The following is a 15,072-nucleotide window of genomic DNA, read 5'->3' on the forward strand; positions in this document are numbered from 1 at the left end:
CGGTGATCTTGTGCGGGGCAGCGAGCACGTCACCCTCCCTTGCCACAGAGGTGGCGGTAGCCGGAGCATTGACGGGTGACCGACCTGTTGAACGAGCGAGCCATTGTCGGCGGTATCGCGATACTCGTCGTGGCCGCCGTGTTCGCCATCTGGATCAGGTCGCGTAAATCGGACAACTCGGTCGACGACGCCGTGCTCGATGCCGTCCAACGCCTGTCGAAGGCGGCCCCCGAGCTGCGCGGGGGCCTCACCGAGGGCGCCGCGGACGAGGCTGTCAAGCATCTGCTGGAGATGCTGAAGTGCGTCGCCATCGGCATCACCGACGCCGACGGCAGGCTCCTGTCGTGGGCGGGCGGCGCCAACGAGCACTATCCGGACCTGACCGGCGCCATCGACCTCACGATCCGAAACGGCCAACGAGCCCACATCCACCACACGAACCTGAGCTGCGCCAGGCGGGGCCGCTGCCCCATGCGCACGGCGGTGATCGTGCCGCTCATCCCGGACGGCCACGTCGAAGGCACCCTGATCGTGGTGGGTGGCGTGGACTCCAAGCGCCTGATCAGGGCCGCCGACGAGGTGGCGCAGTTCGTCTGCATCCAGCTGGAGCTGGCGAAGCTGGACGAGTCGAAGCAGCAGCTGGCCAAGGCCGAGGTCCGCATGCTCCGGGCCCAGATCTCGCCGCACTTCCTGTACAACGCGCTGAACTCGATCAGCTCACTGATCCGCACCGACCCCGAGCGTGCCCGCGACCTGTTACAGGAGTTCGCGGACTTCACGAGGTACTCGTTCCGCACGTCCGGCCAGTTCACGACGCTGGCCGAGGAGCTGCGCAACATCGACCGGTACCTGACCATCCAGAGCCAGCGTTACGCCGAACGGCTGAACGTCCGCATCAAGATCGCCCCCGAGGTGCTGTCGGTGGTCGTTCCGTTCCTGGTCCTCCAGCCACTGGTGGAGAACGCCGTCCAGCACGGGATCTCCCCGAAGCCGGGCGGCGGCACGGTCACGGTGGTCGCGCAGGACAACGGCAACGAGGCGCTGATCAGCGTCGAGGACGACGGCGTCGGCATGGACGCCGACCGCCTGTTCGCCGACCTGCGGGACGCCCACAAGACCGGCTCCCACGTGGGCATCGGCAACATCAACCAGCGGATGCGCCAGGTCTTCGGCGACGAGTACGCCCTGATGGCCGAGACCGCCCCCGGCGCGGGCATGAAGGTGATCCTGCGCGTGCCCAAGTTCTTCCCCGGCGTGCGCCCCGACCTGCCCAAGTTCGGCGAGGACGCGGCCAAGCCGGCCAGGTCCGCGAGCTGATCCCCCGGGGCGGGCGGCACGTGGCCGCCCGCCCCCACCTCGCCCCCTCAGGCCTCCCGGCGGCTGGGCCGCCGCCAGCACACCCGTCCCTCGACGAGATCCGCGTCCATCCCCACGGTGCACGGATCCAACGTCCAGTGCGGTGCCGCCCCCGGCGTGGACGGCCGGTACATCCCCCGGTCGACCGACCCGAACACCGTGAGCCCCGGCCTCGTCCACTCCGCGTACAGCCGCCGCTCCACCCACGAGCACGCCGCCGAACAGGTGGCGAACTCCGCGACATCGATCTGGGCGATCCGCGACTCGTCCTCGACCCCGAGCCACGCCCGCCAGCGAACTTCGGTCCCCATACGAAACATGAGGCTCGTGCCCCGCTCGGGATACGGTTGACCCATGAGTGTCACCGAGAAGCTGGCCGCGCGCCTGCCGATGAAGAGCGGTACGACGAAGCCCGTCGTCGCGGTGGTCAAGCTGCACGGCGTGATCACCCCGAACCCGTCGCCGCTGTCCAGGGGCACGATCAACATCAACACGGTGGAGCAGGCCCTCACCAAGGCCTTCGACCACGAGCGCCTGCGGGCGGTGGCCCTCGCGATCAACTCACCCGGCGGGGCGCCGACACAGTCCGCGCTGGTCAGTGAGCGGATTCGGGAGCTGGCCGAGCGCAAGAAGGTTCCCGTCCTCGCGTTCTGCGAGGACGTCGCGGCCTCCGGCGGCTACTGGCTCGCCTGTGCCGCCGACGAGATCTACGCACACCCCAGCTCCCTCGTCGGCTCGATCGGCGTGGTCACCTCGGGCTTCGGTCTCAACGGCCTGCTTGAACGGTTCGGCGTCGAACGCCGTGTCTACACGGCGGGCGCGCACAAGGTACGCCTGGACCCGTTCCAGCAGGAGAAGGACGAGGACGTCGAATGGCTCAAGGGGCTGCAGTCGCAGCTGCACGAGCAGTTCGTCGGCTGGGTGAGGTCACGCCGGGGCGACCGACTGGGCGACGGCGACGACCTGTTCACCGGCGAGATCTGGACGGGCGCGAAGGCCAAGGAGCTCGGTCTGGTCGACGACGTCGGCAGCCTGCGGACGGTCCTCGCGCGGCGGTACCCGGAGGCGGAGGTCACAGTGGCCGAGCCGAAACGACCGCTGCTGGCCCGTCTCGGCATCGGTGGCGCGACACAGTCGCTGCTCACGGCGGTGGAGCACCGCGCACTGTGGTCCCGTTACGGACTCTGACCGCGGTCACACGAAGGGGGCACGCGATGGACAACACGCCGGTCCAATCGGCAAGATGCTTGTCACCGTGAGTACTTCAACGAACACCCCTGGTCTCGTCATCCTGGCCGTGGACGACGAGAAGGACGGCATGGACCTGATGGTCGAGCGGCTGGAGGGCAACCGCTACGTGCGCAAGGTCATCAAGGCCTTCGACGCCACGGAGGCGCTGCGCCATCTCGGCAGCGACGACGAGGACCTGGTCGCCCGCCGCAACGCGGGCAAGCCGATCGTCGACGCCGTCTTCTCCGACCTCAAGATGCCCGGCCTCACCGGCATGGAGATGGCCAAGGTCCTCGCGGGCTTCAAGCCGTCGCCCGTCCTGGTCTTCATCACCGGCCACGGCGAGGGCAACGACGCGGTCGAGGCGTTCGACCTCGGCGCGGTCGACTTCATCCCGAAGCCGTGCGACCAGATCCGGATGGACCGCGCGATCCAGCGGGTCATCTCGAAGCTGCGTGGCGACGGGCTCGTCGGCGAGGCACCGCAGGTGGCCTCCGAGCCCGCGGACGACGAGGTCATCCCCGTCGAGCTGGCAGGCAACACGAAGCTGATCCCGCGTTCGTCGGTCCGCTGGGTGGAGGCGCAGGGCGACTACGCGCGCCTGTTCACCACCGAGGGCTCGCACCTGGTCAGGATCCCGCTCGCGCAGCTGGAGGAGCGTTGGGAGAAGGCGGGCTTCGTCCGCATCCACCGCTCGTACCTGGTGCCGATCAACCTGATCACCGAGCTGCAGCTCGGCGGCAACGGCTACCACGTGGTGATCGGCGACGACGAGCGCAAGCTGCCGGTCAGCCGCAGGCACACGCGTGAGCTGAAGGACCGGATCGTGCGGCGCGGCGGATTATGAGCGTGGCGTCGTGAGCAGGCACTCCGCGGGACCCGGGCGGGACGAGCAGGGCGCGCGACGGTCGCCGTCGGACGCGCCGCCCCGCCGCAAGCGGGTCGTGCTGGCCGACTCACGGGCCCCCGTCACCCGCCTGCGCACGGTCGTCGAGCTGGAGGAACAGACCAGCTACGGCGAGGAGCTGGTCCGCCAGCTGATCCGCGCCCAGTTCAGGGCCGCGGCCCGTGCGCTGGCGATCGTGGTGATCTTCTTCGCGTCACTGCCCGCGCTGTTCTTCTTCCTCCCGCAGCTCTCGGATGTCACCATCGCAGGGGTACGGCTTCCGTGGCTCGCACTGGGACTGGCACCGTTCCCGTTGTTGTTCGGTGTCGGCTACTGGTACAACCACAAGGCCGAACGACAGGAACGTGACTTCGTCGCGATGGTGGAGAAGTAGTGGCAGTGGCTCCAACACGGTGAAGTAGGACTGGTGAGCGCACAGATCTGGGCCCTTTCCGGGGTCCTCGCGGTCACCTTCGCGACGTTCCTGGTCGGCTGGCGCGCGTCCAGGATGGCCAGCACCGCACAGGACTTCCTGGTCGCCCGCAGGACGGTCCGCTCACGCCGCAACGCCGCCGCGGTCTCCGGCGAGTACCTGTCGGCCGCGTCGTTCCTGGGTGTCGCGGGCCTCGTGCTGAAGGACGGCGCCGACGCGCTGTGGTACCCGATCGGCTTCACGGCAGGCTACCTCGCGCTGATGCTGTTCGTCGCCGCGCCACTGCGCCGCTCCGGCGCCTACACGCTGCCCGACTTCTGCGAGGCACGTCTCGGCTCCCGCGCCCTTCGTGGCCTCGCGGGCGTGCTCGTGGTGTTCATTGGGATCCTGTACGTCATCCCGCAGCTGCAGGCAGCGGGCCTGGCGCTGCACAACATCCTGCCGAACGTGCCGAACTGGGTCGGCTCGACCGTCGTCGCCATCGTGGTGATCATCAACGTGTTCGGCGGCGGCATGCGTGCGATCACCGTGGTGCAGGCCTTCCAGTACTGGCTGAAGCTGTTCGCCATCGCCGCGCCGACGTTCATCATGTGCGTGCTGTTCATCGGTCACGGCGGCCTGCGCGACGGCGGCGCGACGACCCTGTCCGAGCCGCTGCCGCCCACGTTCACCACCGCGACCACGATCTCCGTCGACACCCCGGTCCTGCTGCAGGTCACGGAGACCGTGAAGTTCGCGGCACGCGGCACGATCGACGACGACCCGGTGAACGGTTCGGTGTACTGGCGTTCCGGCCAGCAGCACAAGGTCGGCGCGGACACCAAGCTGCACTTCTCGAAGGACTCCTCCGTCCCGGTGATCGCCGGCGCGCCCTCGGACAACGCGAACTGGTTCGCGCCCTCGTCGACGGCCGACGACATGTTCACGACGTACTCGCTGATGCTGGCCTTGTTCCTCGGCACGATGGGCCTGCCGCACGTGCTGGTCCGCTTCTACACCAACCCGGACGGCCGGGCGGCGCGGCGGACGACCCTGCACGTGCTGGTCCTGCTGGCGCTCTTCTACCTGTTCCCGATCATGCTCGGCGCGCTCTCCCGGCTGTACGTGCCGGAGCTGCTGGTCACGGGCCGCACGGACGCGGCGGTCCTGTCGCTCCCGACCAAGTTCGCGCCGGGCCTGCTCGGCGAGATCCTCGGCGCGGTCACCATGGCCGGCGCCTTCGCGGCGTTCCTGTCGACGTCGTCCGGCCTGATCGTGAGCGTGTCGGGCGTGCTGTCGACGGACGTGCTGCGTGGCCGCGTCCGCGACTACCGCGTGGCCACGGTCGTCGCGGGCAGCGTCCCGCTCATCCTGGCCATCGCCGTTCGGCAGACCGACATCTCGCTGACGGTCGGCATGTCGTTCGCGCTGGCCGCGTCCACGTTCAGCCCGATCCTGCTGCTGGGTGTGTGGTGGCGGAAGCTGACGTGGGTCGGCGCGGCGGCGGGCATCGTCGTGGGCGGCGGGCTGACGCTGGCCGCGCTCGTCTACAGCCGGGTCCACGCCCTGACCGGCGGCTCCGTGCCTGGTGTGATCAGCCAACCCGCCCTGTTCACGGTGCCCGCCGCGTTCGTCACGGTGGTGCTGGTCAGCAAGATGACGCCGTCGAAGATCCCCGCGGACGTGGCGCAGGTCCGCCTGCGCATGCACGCCCCGGACGGCCTCGGCCTGACCCGCGACCGTGCTGTCGCGAGTTTCGGGACGGCCGAGGAGCGGTCACGACTGGCGGACGGTCGCCATCGCAAGTAGTTGGATCGGGCATTTCGGCAACTAGCATGCACGCGGACCCGGTCGCGGACGATGGGAGCCTCAGATGGCGGTGTCGGTGCTGAGCATGGCCCGGCACATCGCCGAGGAGCTGAAGGACGGCCTGTCGGGCTCGGGGGTCCGGTCGGCGGCACGAGGCATCCGCAGGCTGCTCGGCGTGGACTTCGTCGGCCTGGCGGACCTGTCGGGCACGGTGACGTGGGCACCGGTGGAGCCGCCGTTCTACGCGGACGCGAACTCGCTGGTGGAGAAGGTCCTGCACAGCGAGAACCGGGAGGGCCGCTCCCAGCTGGTCGCGGTGCCGCTGCACGTCCACCAGGAGCTGGCCGGTGTGCTGGTGGTGGCGGGTGCGACGCGGCGGGCCGACGTCCGCGAGGCGGCGGCCTGGATCGTCGAGGCACTGGAGCGCGGTCGTCTGGCGGCGTCGGCGGAACAGGCCGCGCAGGCCGAGCTGCGGGCGTTGCGTGCGGAGATCTCGCCCCACTTCGTCTACAACGCGCTGACCGTCATCGCAGCGCTCGTCAGCTCCGACCCGGACCGGTCACGCGAGCTGATGCTCGACTTCGCGGACTACATCCGTTACAGCCTGGCGAAACACGGCGAGTACACGACGGTGGCCGACGAGTTCCACGCCATCGAGACGTACCTGGCGCTGCAGCGGGCGGTGCTGGGGGAGCGCCTGCGGATGCAGGTGCGGGTGGCCCCGGAGGTGCTGGCGGTGGCGCTCCCGTACCTGGTGCTCCAGCCGCTGGTGGAGAACGCGGTCCGCCACGGCATAGAACCGAGGGCGGGCACCGGCCACGTGCAGGTCCGGGGCGAGGCGGAGGGCAACGACTGTGTCATCAGCGTGGAAGACGACGGCGTGGGCATGGACCCCGCCCTCGCGGAGGCGATCCTGGCGGGCAGGGGCGGCACGGACAGCGTGGGGCTGGCCAACGTGGACAGACGACTGAGAAACGTCTACGGCCCGTGGTACGGACTGGTGGTCGAGACGGCGGACGGCGAGGGAACCCGCGTGGTCGTGCGCATCCCCAGGTTCCAGCCAGGAGTGATCCCATGACCCTCGCGGTACTGGCCGTCGACGACGTGCCGCCTGCCCTGACCGAGCTGAGCCGCCTGCTGTCCGCGTCCCCGGAGGTCTCGGAGGTCTCGACGGCCGGTGACGCGCTGTCGGCGTTGCGCATGATCCAGAACGGCCGCTACGACGCGATCTTCCTGGACATCTCCATGCCCGGTCTCGACGGCCTGGAGCTGGCGAGGCTGCTGGCCCGCCTGACCGAGCCGCCTGCGGTCGTCTTCGTGACGGCGTACGAACAGCACGCGGTGGCCGCGTTCGGCATCGGCGCGGTGGACTACCTGCTGAAACCGGTGCGCGCGGAACGTCTGGCCGAGGCGCTGGCGAGGGTCAACCGCCTGCTCGCCCGCCAGGCACCGCAGGAGGCCCCGGACACGATGGCGGCGCTGCCGGTGGAGGCGGAGGGTCGCACGAGGTACATCCGCCGGACCGAGGTCCACTACGTCGAGGCGCACGGTGACTACGTCCGCCTGCACGCGACCTCCGGTGTCCACGTGGTGCGGATGCCGATCTCGCGCCTGGAGGAGTACTGGGCGGCGGCGGGCTTCATCAGGGTGCACCGGAGCTTCCTGGTGGCGATCGACTCGGTGCGGGAGCTGAGGAGCGACTCGGTCGGCGGCCTGCTCGCGCACACGGAGCTGGGTGACGTGCCGGTGTCGCGCCGCCACGCGCGGGACCTGCGCGAGAAGTTGTTACTGGCGGCCAAGTCCGGCCGGCTGGACCGCCGCTGATGCCCGGCCACAAACGGGTGGCGGTGATGAGCCCGCAGACCCGCCTCGCCCTGTCCCGCCGAAGGGCACGGGGCCGGTGGCGGGTGCCCAAGCTGGACGCGGAAGGCGAGTCGAGGGCCGTCCACCTGCACCGCCGCCAACTGAGGCTGGCGGTGGCGCCGCTGGTTCTGCTGTTCGCGGGGATACTCGGCCTGCCACTGGTGTTCCGGCTGTTCCCCGGCCTGGACACCGTGCGCCTGCTCGGCATCCCGGTCTCGTGGCTGGCGCTGGCCGTTCTGCCGTATCCGGCGCTGACGTGGCTGGCGGGCTGGCAGCTGAGACGAGCCGAGCGGACCGAGGACGAACGGGCGTGATCCTCGCCTTCGCGGTGGCGCCGGTCGTGCTCGTCACCCTCCTCATCGGGCTGCGGGGGGTGGCGGCCATGCGCACCACCTCCGACTTCCTCGTCGCCTCCCGCCGGGTGTCGCCCCTGCTGAACTCGGCCGCGGTCTCCGGCGAGTACCTGTCGGCCGCGTCGTTCCTCGGTGTCGCGGGCCTGGTCGTGAAGGACGGCATCGGCTCACTCTGGTACCCGGTCGGCTTCACGGCAGGCTACATCGCCATGCTCGTCCTGGTCGCGGCCCCGATGCGGCGTTCGGGTGCGCTGACCGTGCCCGACTTCGCCGAGGCACGCCTCAACTCACCCGCCCTCAGACGGGTCACGGCGGTCGTCATCCTGGTGATCGGCGGCCTCTACCTCGTCCCGCAGTTCCGCACCGCGGGTCTCGTGCTCTCCGCGGTCACCGGCTCGCAGTACTGGGTCGGTGTGGTGATCGCGGGTGCGGGCGTCGCGATCACGCTCGCGTTGGGCGGCATGCGTGCCGCCACCTACGTGCAGGCCTTCCAGTTCTGCCTCAAGCTGGTCCTCTTCATCGTCCCGGCGATCTGGCTGCTCATCCAGATCTCCCCGCAGACCGGCCACGACGCCGTCAACCCCGTCGAGTTCACGCGTTTCCCCAAGAACACGACGATCGACTTCACGATCGGCACCACGCTCGACCTCGCCGAGCCCCTCGACGGACGCACCGGCACCTGGGAGATCCCGCAGGGCACAACGGTCACCTTCCCGAAGGGCTCGCTGGTCCCCGAGGTCGTCGGCACCGCCCGGCCCGGCGGTGACGCCTGGGCCCGACCACTGCTCGACCTCGCCTACGCGGGCCACCCGCTGCTCGGCACCTGGGCGCTCGTCGTGGCTCTGGCACTCGGCACCATGGGCCTGCCGCACGTCATCATGCGGTTCCACACCAGTCCGGACGGCCGTGCCGCGAGACGAACCGCCGCGTTCACCGTCGGGCTCCTCGGCATCTTCTACCTGTTCCCCGGCATCTACGGCGTGCTCGGCCACGTGCTGGTCCCGCAGCTCTACCTCAACGGCGCCACCGACACCGCCGTCGTCGCGCTCCCCGCACAGGTCGACCACGGCTGGGCGGGCTCGCTGTTCACGGCTCTGCTCACCGGCGGCGCGTTCGCGGCCTTCCTCGCCACCTCGCTCGGACTGCTGCTCGTCGTCTCCGGCGCCATCGCCTACGACCTGCTGCCAGGTGGCCTCCGGCGCCTCCGCCTGACCGTGGTCGCCGCCGCGGCGATGGTCGTCCTCCTCGCGCTAGAGGCGATCAGACTCGACGCGGGAATCCTCGTCACCTGGGCTTTCACGGTTGCCGCGTCGACCTTCTGCCCGCTGCTCGTGCTGGGCATCTGGTGGTCGCGGCTTACCGTCGCGGGCGCCATGTCCGGCGTCGTCGTCGGTCTGGTGACGTCCTCGGGTGCCATCGCGGGCACGCTCCTCGGGCTCCCGGTGACGGGCTGGCTGGCCATCCTCGTCGCCCAACCCGCGCCGTGGTCGGTTCCGCTGGCGTTCCTGACGATGGTCGTCGTGTCGCGCCGGGGGAGACCCGCGTCCTGGGCCCGCACGGCGATGTTGCGGCTGCACCTCAACGAGGAACGCGAACAGACGCCGACCGAGCGGCTGAGAATGCTGCGTGAACGTGCTCAGCCCTCCCAGACCAAACGCAGCTGAACTGTCGTCCCGTATCGCCGCAATGCGGATTCCGCGTTCCGGTGAAGTCCGAATACCGTTTGGTTTGTTACGGGGTGGCGGCAGTACGTCACAGCTTCCTGTTCTGTCGCCGTAGTGATCTCCAGCCCTCATGCGAACACCATTGTTTCGTCGTCGGCACTTACCAGTGTGAAGAGACGTCCTTCCATGGCATTTCAGTGTCCGTACGAACGCGGCGGCATTGGGTTTCCCATTGTTGGGTCAGTTGCCTGCGATCATGGGGGACGTGAGCAAGAGAGCACCGTTCCTGCGGCGCAGGCTGCGTGAGATCCGCGAGGGCGCGAACCTCACCTTGACCGAGGCGGCCAAACGCCTGGACAAGACCCGCAGTGCGTTGCAGTCGACGTAGAGACATATGCCGCGTCGGTGCGGGAGTTCCCAGGGCTGATGCTGCCCGGCCTGCTGCACACAGAGGCCTATATGCGTGCGCTGTTCTCGCATAGCCGCCGTCGGCGGTCGCCCAAGCAACTACACGATGACATCGAGTTCTGCCTGATCCGCCAGGAGCGACTGACCAGCGAGGAGCACCCGATCGAACTGTCGGTCATCATCGATGAGTCGGCCCTGCGCCGTGAGGTCGGCGGCCTGAAGGTGATGCGGGAACAGCTCCGCCACCTGGTCGACATGTCTTTCCAAGATCGCGACGAACCCGATCTCCTTTACGTCGAGTACGCGACCGGAGCGCTTCACATCGAGGAGGATTACCGAGGTCCGCGCCTGTAGACTGAAGTTCGATCGGTCGGGCGTCGAAGCCTTGAGTCCTGACGACTCGGTCACGCTCATCGAGCGAATCAGCCAAGAATGGTAGAGGCGGTCGAAGTGTCCCCATCGGATCTTGTCTGGCGGAAGAGCAGCCGCAGCGGCCAGGACCACACCAACGGCAACTGTGTCGAGGTCGCCTTCGCCCGGGCCGACTGGCGAAAGAGCACCCGAAGTAGTCAAGACGGCAGCAACGGGGCCTGTGTCGAGGTCGCCTTTGACGCACTGTCAGTGGCGGTCCGTGATTCCAAGTCACCTGATCGAGCGATCCTTGTACTTCCGGAATCTGGTTGGGTAGCTTTCCTGCACGTTTCCAAAATGTGACCTAAACCATTCGTCGCGCGAATCACACCGTTCGTCAACCACTCGTCGCACGACGAAGCGATTGATCGGGGCCGGATTCACGCCGCGTTAACGCCTTCCTAGGGTCGGAGAACCTGTTCGCATCCCTGGAGGCAACGTGAGCACCACCGACCAGGGCCCACCCGGCCCCGACTGGGAGACGATCCAGCAGAGCGCGGAGTTCACACAGCTTCGCCGCCGTCTCCGCAACTTCGTGTTCCCGATGACCGCCGCGTTCCTCGTGTGGTACCTGCTGTACGTGCTGCTGTCGGACTACGCGCACGAGTTCATGAGCACCAAGGTCTTCGGCAACGTCAACATCGGCCTGCTCTTCGGCCTGTTGCAGTTCGTCTCGACGTTCCTGATCACAAGCCTGTACGTGCGGCACGCGAACCGGAAGCTCGACCCGGTCGCGGACAAGATCCGTGAGGACGTCGAGGGAGGCGCGGCATGAATCTCGCAGCAGGCGTCGAGGGCAGCAACGCCGCCCTCAACATCACCATCTTCGCGGTCTTCGTGGTGATCACCCTGGTGATCGTGTTCCGCGCGAGCCGCAACAACAAGACCGCGGTCGACTACTACGCCGCGGGCCACGCCTTCACCGGCGCCCAGAACGGCATCGCGATCTCTGGCGACTACCTGTCGGCGGCGTCGTTCCTCGGCATCGCGGGCTCGATCGCCGTGTTCGGCTACGACGGCTTCCTGTACTCGATCGGGTTCCTGGTCGCGTGGCTCATCGCGTTGCTGCTGGTGGCGGAACTGCTCCGCAACACCGGCAAGTACACGATGGGTGACGTGCTCGCGTACCGGATGCGGCAGCGTCCCGTGCGCGCGGCGGCGGCGACCTCGACACTGGTCGTGTCGTTCTTCTACCTGCTGGCGCAGATGGCGGGCGCGGGCGGCCTCGTCGCACTGCTGCTCAACATCGAGAACAAGGCGGGCCAGGCGCTGGTCATCGCGGTGGTCGGCATCGTGATGATCCTGTACGTGATCATCGGCGGCATGCGCGGCACCACGTGGGTGCAGATCATCAAGGCGACGCTGCTGATCGCCGGCGCGTTCGTGATGACCGTGTGGGTGCTGGGCAAGACGGGCTTCAACCTGTCGCAGCTGCTCGGCGACGCGGTCGCCAAGGTCGGCGAGGGCGGCGAGAAGCTGCTGAACCCGGGCGCGCAGTACGGCCTGACCGGCACGTCCAGGCTCGACTTCGTGTCGCTGGCACTCGCGCTGGTCCTCGGCACCGCGGGCCTGCCGCACATCCTGATGCGCTTCTACACCGTGCCGACGGCCAAGGAGGCCAGGAAGTCGGTCGTGTGGGCGATCTGGCTGATCGGCATCTTCTACCTGTTCACCCTGGTGCTCGGCTACGGCGCGGGCTGGCTCGTCGGCGCGGACGCGATCCTCGCGGCACCGGGCAAGTCCAACTCGGCGGCCCCGCTCCTGGCCTACGCGCTGGGCGGCACAGTGCTCCTGGGCATCATCGCGGCGGTCGCGTTCGCGACGATCCTCGCCGTGGTCGCGGGCCTGACGATCACCGCGTCGGCGTCGTTCGCACACGACATCTACGCGAACGTCATCAAGAAGGGCGCGGCCGACGACAAGGGCGCGGAGGTCCGCGTCGCGCGCATCACCGCACTGGTCATCGGCGCGGTGGCCATCGCGGGCGGCATCGTCGCGAACGGCCAGAACATCGCGTTCCTGGTGGCGCTCGCGTTCGCGGTGGCGGCGTCGGCGAACCTGCCGACGATCCTCTACTCGCTGTTCTGGAAGGGCTTCAACACCCGCGGTGCCCTGTGGAGCATCTACGGCGGCCTGATCGTCTGCCTCGTGCTGATCGTGTTCTCGCCCGCGGTGTCCGGCAAGGAGACCTCGATGTTCCCGAGCGTCGACTTCCACTGGTTCCCGCTGGCCAACCCGGGCCTGGTCTCGATCCCGGTGGCGTTCATCCTCGGCTTCATCGGCTCGAAGACGTCGAAGGAGAACGACCAGCAGAAGTACGCCGAGATGGAGGTCCGCTCCCTGACCGGCGCGGGCGCGGAGAAGGCAGTCGCGCACTAGGACGCCGCATTGGCTCCAACGACGTGGTCAGTGCTCTGAGGAACGGCCCCCGGCCCCGCGCCGGGGGTCGTTCGTGTCCCCGAAGGAGAACCGCCGCACCAACGGCAGCCACCGCTCGTAGACCTCCTGGGACAGTTCGACCTCACTACTCGGCTCACCACCGTTGGCGAGCAACACGAGCACGGCTTTGAACTGCTCGCCGACGAGGAACTCGTCCAGCTCGGCCCCGGAAAGCCGCGCCCGCACGAGCCGGTAGAGGTTCGTCAACCGCTTCGCCGCCCTGGGCGACGGCACGAGATGGGCCAGCCGCCCCAGGAACTCCACCTCGACCGGCGTGATGGTCAACTGCCTGGGCCGCAACGATTCGCGCGCGGGTGCGGCCACGACCGACGTGGCCATGCTCGCCTGGATCGCGTCACCGGGCCCGCTCGGTTCGTCCGTCCGACCTGCCGCGCCCGCGTCCACTGGCTCGACCCGCGCGGGAGTCGGCTCGTCTTCCGCCAGTTCCGCCACGAGCCAGGTGAAACCCTCCTTTTCCATGGGCGAGAGCTGGAAGGGGACCTGGAAGATCTTCTCCAGGTAGTCGGCGGGCGTGATGGCCGCGTCAGGCAGGACGTTCGCGTAGTGATGCCGGATCGCCTGGTGCAGCCACCTCGGGTCGACCCCGACCACCACGACGAACACCGGCATCGCGACCAGCAGGTGCACCGCCTCCAACACCTTGATGACCACGTCCGGTGGACACCGGTCGAGATCGTCGATGTAGAGCACGACCCGCTCCGGCCCACCCATGGCCAGCAGGTCGGCGAACGTCTCCAGATCCTTGCGCAGCATGGAGACGACACCGAGATGCTGCTGGTAGTCGACATTCCTCGACCGGGCGAACTTCGTCACGTCATGTGTGGGTGCCAGCTCGGCGACGGCCTTCTCCAACCGGTCGACCTCGGCGTCGAGCTCGGTCAACTGCCGGCTGGTCCGCGACTCGGCCTGTTCCCGAACCCGCCCGATCCGCGCCAGAACCCTCGTCACCACGGCAAGAATCGGCACCGCCCCGAGCACCACGGGCCACACGGCCGACCCCACGAGGAAGCCGAGCCCGACGGCCAGCGCCACCCCGACACCTATCGCCACCCAGGTCCACCCGCTCGTGGCGAGCACCCGGGCCTTCGCCCGGAAACCCTTGAGCTGCCGCGCGAAGTTCATCACGTCGTCGGTGGTCGCGCTGGACACCCCGACCTCGTGTGCCACCCAGGCGAGATCGTCCCCGCCGAGCCGCAGCGGCGCGCCACGCGCCGCGACGAGCCGCCGCTTCACCCGCACCGCGCTGAGCTGTTCCAGCAGCGACTCCGACTGCCGCTTCCTGTCGAGCTGTTCGAGTTCCTCGTCGGTGGTCTCGGCGGCGAGCGAGTCGAAGATGTGCGTGGCGAGGCTCGCCCACAGGTTCGCCTCGACGTAGTGCCAGGCGTTGAAGTCGATCTGCCTGATCGAGGCGCAGTACGACGAGACCTCGAGCCCGCTTGCCCCTTGGACCTCCTCGGCCGTCTGGGCGGCATGGGCGAGCCGGTCCACCCGGTCCCGGAGCTTCCGCATGAAGAAGCTCTTGCCGGACCCCCAGTTCCCGAACAGCCCGATCGACAGCGGCGGCCTGATCAGCCGCGACGCCACCAGGTCCGCGAGCATGTCAACGTCGGCGGTGATGCCGAGCCGGTCCGGCCCGTCCGGGGTGTCGGCCCGGTAGCCGGCCGTCTGTGCCTCGGCGGGCTCCGGCACCACCCCCGGGAACACGGCGGCGATGTCCGACACCGTACGTGCGCCCATGTACCCGTCTGCGGCCTCGCGTTGTTCCTCCTCCGTCAGTTCGGCGTTGACGTGGACGAACTGCGGCGACAGATCCTCGAGGGCGATCCGCAGCCCGGACAGGTTCGAGTCCAGGAGGGACACCAGGACGATCGCCCACCGGCCTTCGACGGCCAGCCAGTCACGTACGACCCGGCTGATGTACCCGACCGACATGCGCCCGGACCGTCTGGAGTCCAACCACATCACGGACTTGCCGCCGGCCGTCTCCGTCAGCTGCTCGGCGGCGGCAGGCGTGTAGAGGAACGCGTCCGGCAGGTTTCGCAGCAACGCCTCGTAGGCCGAGCGCCGTGCACCGGCCTGATGGGCGAACTCGATCACGACGGGCCCCGGCCGTGCCAGCGCGCGGTCGAGGTCCGTGTCGATGTGGCGGCGCACGTAGGGCTGGAGCTGCCCGTCCGCGGGCGGGCTGGCGAGCAGGCTGTTCGGATCGATCTCGCGCAC

Annotated in this window: 16 protein-coding genes; 14 read left to right on the plus strand and 2 right to left on the minus strand. The window is 68.7% G+C overall.

All coding sequences use genetic code 11. The features are described 5' to 3' along the window. The first annotated feature begins 75 nt into the window (after positions 1-75). Positions 76-1,317 (plus strand): histidine kinase, encoded by a 1,242-nt coding sequence (locus CLV71_RS18995; protein ID WP_133904125.1) that lies wholly within the window; start codon positions 76-78, stop codon positions 1,315-1,317. 47 nt (positions 1,318-1,364) lie between these two features. On the opposite strand, the gene CLV71_RS19000 is transcribed toward CLV71_RS18995, so the two are convergent. Continuing rightward, positions 1,365-1,667 carry a hypothetical protein gene (locus CLV71_RS19000; RefSeq protein ID WP_133904126.1) on the minus strand — a complete coding sequence of 101 codons (303 nt, stop codon included), beginning with the start codon at positions 1,665-1,667 and terminating at the stop codon, positions 1,365-1,367. A gap of 43 nt (positions 1,668-1,710) precedes the next feature. Between CLV71_RS19000 and CLV71_RS19005 the strand changes: the two genes are divergently transcribed. The 13 genes from CLV71_RS19005 (at position 1,711) to CLV71_RS19060 (ending at position 12,771) form a co-directional block, all read left to right on the plus strand. After that, positions 1,711-2,544, plus strand: coding sequence for a S49 family peptidase (locus CLV71_RS19005; RefSeq protein ID WP_133904127.1), 834 nt, complete (start codon positions 1,711-1,713; stop codon positions 2,542-2,544). 55 nt (positions 2,545-2,599) lie between these two features. Continuing rightward, positions 2,600-3,433: a LytR/AlgR family response regulator transcription factor gene (locus CLV71_RS19010; protein ID WP_133904128.1), complete on the plus strand. Its 834-nt coding sequence runs from the start codon at positions 2,600-2,602 to the stop codon at positions 3,431-3,433. A gap of 10 nt (positions 3,434-3,443) precedes the next feature. After that, a complete protein-coding gene (locus tag CLV71_RS19015; RefSeq protein WP_133904129.1) occupies positions 3,444-3,866 on the plus strand; it encodes a hypothetical protein in 423 nt (140 codons plus the stop codon). Positions 3,867-3,899: 33 nt separating this feature from the next. Beyond that, complete coding sequence (locus CLV71_RS19020; protein ID WP_424923888.1) at positions 3,900-5,693, plus strand: sodium/solute symporter; 1,794 nt, start codon at positions 3,900-3,902, stop codon at positions 5,691-5,693. Positions 5,694-5,757: 64 nt separating this feature from the next. Then, the gene (locus CLV71_RS19025; protein ID WP_133904130.1) at positions 5,758-6,771 is read left to right on the plus strand and encodes a sensor histidine kinase; all 1,014 of its coding nucleotides are present in this window, start codon (positions 5,758-5,760) and stop codon (positions 6,769-6,771) included. Continuing rightward, positions 6,768-7,517: a LytR/AlgR family response regulator transcription factor gene (locus CLV71_RS19030; protein WP_133904131.1), complete on the plus strand. Its 750-nt coding sequence runs from the start codon at positions 6,768-6,770 to the stop codon at positions 7,515-7,517. Before CLV71_RS19025 ends, CLV71_RS19030 begins: the two co-directional genes overlap by 4 nt. Before the next feature lie 26 nt (positions 7,518-7,543). After that, on the plus strand, positions 7,544-7,870 hold the full coding sequence (locus CLV71_RS19035) for a hypothetical protein (RefSeq protein ID WP_424923889.1): 327 nt from the start codon (positions 7,544-7,546) through the stop codon (positions 7,868-7,870). After that, positions 7,867-9,573: a sodium/solute symporter gene (locus CLV71_RS19040; RefSeq protein ID WP_133904133.1), complete on the plus strand. Its 1,707-nt coding sequence runs from the start codon at positions 7,867-7,869 to the stop codon at positions 9,571-9,573. Before CLV71_RS19035 ends, CLV71_RS19040 begins: the two co-directional genes overlap by 4 nt. A gap of 265 nt (positions 9,574-9,838) precedes the next feature. Then, a complete protein-coding gene (locus tag CLV71_RS50145; protein WP_279588742.1) occupies positions 9,839-9,961 on the plus strand; it encodes a hypothetical protein in 123 nt (40 codons plus the stop codon). A 17-nt stretch (positions 9,962-9,978) separates the two neighbouring features. Further along, a complete protein-coding gene (locus CLV71_RS19045) occupies positions 9,979-10,335 on the plus strand; it encodes a Scr1 family TA system antitoxin-like transcriptional regulator (protein ID WP_133904134.1) in 357 nt (118 codons plus the stop codon). Positions 10,336-10,413: 78 nt separating this feature from the next. After that, positions 10,414-10,695 (plus strand): DUF397 domain-containing protein, encoded by a 282-nt coding sequence (locus tag CLV71_RS19050; RefSeq protein ID WP_133904135.1) that lies wholly within the window; start codon positions 10,414-10,416, stop codon positions 10,693-10,695. A gap of 136 nt (positions 10,696-10,831) precedes the next feature. After that, positions 10,832-11,167 carry a DUF485 domain-containing protein gene (locus CLV71_RS19055; RefSeq protein ID WP_133904136.1) on the plus strand — a complete coding sequence of 112 codons (336 nt, stop codon included), beginning with the start codon at positions 10,832-10,834 and terminating at the stop codon, positions 11,165-11,167. After that, on the plus strand, positions 11,164-12,771 hold the full coding sequence (locus CLV71_RS19060; RefSeq protein WP_133904137.1) for a solute symporter family protein: 1,608 nt from the start codon (positions 11,164-11,166) through the stop codon (positions 12,769-12,771). Before CLV71_RS19055 ends, CLV71_RS19060 begins: the two co-directional genes overlap by 4 nt. A gap of 27 nt (positions 12,772-12,798) precedes the next feature. On the opposite strand, the gene CLV71_RS19065 is transcribed toward CLV71_RS19060, so the two are convergent. Next, positions 12,799-15,072 (minus strand): P-loop NTPase fold protein, encoded by a 2,274-nt coding sequence (locus CLV71_RS19065; RefSeq protein WP_133904138.1) that lies wholly within the window; start codon positions 15,070-15,072, stop codon positions 12,799-12,801.

It is taken from the genome of Actinophytocola oryzae, from assembly GCF_004364325.1.
GTDB classification, from domain to species: domain Bacteria; phylum Actinomycetota; class Actinomycetes; order Mycobacteriales; family Pseudonocardiaceae; genus Actinophytocola; species Actinophytocola oryzae.

Bases quoted from the DNA above. Each gene is read 5' to 3' on its own strand.
- CLV71_RS19000 (WP_133904126.1), bottom strand. From the start codon at position 1,667: ATGGGGACCGAAGTTCGCTGGCGGGCGTGGCTCGGGGTCGAGGACGAG.
- CLV71_RS19005 (WP_133904127.1), top strand. From the start codon at position 1,711: ATGAGTGTCACCGAGAAGCTGGCCGCGCGCCTGCCGATGAAGAGCGGT.
- CLV71_RS19010 (WP_133904128.1), top strand. From the start codon at position 2,600: ATGCTTGTCACCGTGAGTACTTCAACGAACACCCCTGGTCTCGTCATC.
- CLV71_RS19025 (WP_133904130.1), top strand. From the start codon at position 5,758: ATGGCGGTGTCGGTGCTGAGCATGGCCCGGCACATCGCCGAGGAGCTG.
- CLV71_RS19030 (WP_133904131.1), top strand. From the start codon at position 6,768: ATGACCCTCGCGGTACTGGCCGTCGACGACGTGCCGCCTGCCCTGACC.
- CLV71_RS19035 (WP_424923889.1), top strand. From the start codon at position 7,544: ATGAGCCCGCAGACCCGCCTCGCCCTGTCCCGCCGAAGGGCACGGGGC.
- CLV71_RS19050 (WP_133904135.1), top strand. From the start codon at position 10,414: ATGGTAGAGGCGGTCGAAGTGTCCCCATCGGATCTTGTCTGGCGGAAG.
- CLV71_RS19060 (WP_133904137.1), top strand. From the start codon at position 11,164: ATGAATCTCGCAGCAGGCGTCGAGGGCAGCAACGCCGCCCTCAACATC.